General features: G+C 68.1%; 2 protein-coding genes. Both read left to right on the forward strand.

The window, feature by feature from the left end:
* Window positions 1-623 (forward strand): SIS domain-containing protein (locus tag EOA24_RS38995; protein ID WP_127410879.1); only part of this gene is annotated, 623 nt, incomplete at its 5' end.
* The coding region (locus EOA24_RS39000; protein WP_245501982.1) for a PfkB family carbohydrate kinase at window positions 623-1,064 on the forward strand (442 nt) is incomplete at its 3' end. The genes EOA24_RS38995 and EOA24_RS39000, both read left to right, overlap by 1 nt.

Consider the following 1,064-nt stretch of genomic DNA (forward strand, 5'->3'; position numbering starts at 1 on the left):
GCCGCACGGTCCCTTGTCTCGTTGGCGCCGGCGGCACCGAGCTCGCCTTTGCCGCGACCCGCAGCCTGACAGTGACCTTCGCGCTACATCTGGCGATCCTCGCAGCGCTTGGCGAAGACCCCGCCGCCGCGCTCGCAGCGCTCAAGGCGCCTGAAACGGTCGAGATCGATGCAGCCTTGGCGGCGCTGAGCAAGGTCGCGACCATCGTCACCTCCGGCCGCAAGCTGCAAGGCGTGGCTGAAGCGCTTGCGCTCGGCTTCACCGAACTGTCGCGCCTGCCCTGCTTTTCCCTCGAGGGCGGCCAGCTTCGCCACGGGCCGATGGAAATGCTCGGGCCGAAGATCGGTGTCGTCCTTTTCCGAGGCAACGATCCGACCGCCGACCTCGTCACCGCGATGGCCCTGTCCGTCGTCGAGACCGGCGCGCCGCTGATCGTGTTCGAGGCTTCGGGCAAGCCGCCGGTCGCGGGCGCCGTGACCCTGGTCTTCAAACCCGCCTCCGGACTGGCGGCGATCTTCGCCATGCTGCCGGTTGCGCAGCGCCTGATGATCGCCTTCGCCGACAGCCGCGTCGAGAATGCCGGAACGCCGGTGCGCACCACCAAGATCACCCGGAGCGAATGATGCGGCCGCTCGCGGTGATCGGCAACGTCAATGTCGACCTGATCGTCGGCCCGGTCGCGCCGTGGCCGAAGGCCGGCACCGAGACCGTCGTCGATCATGACGATTTGCGCGTCGGCGGCCAGGCCGGCAACACCGCGCTTGCCTGGCAGGCGCTGGGCATCGACTTCGAGATCGCCGCCAATCTCGGCGACGACCAGTTCGGCCGCTGGCTGCGCGAGGCGTTCGGGCACCGCGCGAAGAAATGGCCGGTTCGTCCCGAAGGCACCACATTGTCGGTCGGCATGACCCATCCTGATGGCGAGCGCACCTTCTTCACCACGCGCGGCCACCTGCCCCGTTTCAGCCTGGACGATGTGCTTTCGGTGCTCGACGGCAACCGCCTCGCCGGCGGCTATGCGCTGCTCAGCGGTTCCTTTCTCACCGACGATCTTACGCGCGACT

This window comes from Mesorhizobium sp. M2A.F.Ca.ET.039.01.1.1 (assembly GCF_003998035.1).
Taxonomy (GTDB): domain Bacteria; phylum Pseudomonadota; class Alphaproteobacteria; order Rhizobiales; family Rhizobiaceae; genus Mesorhizobium.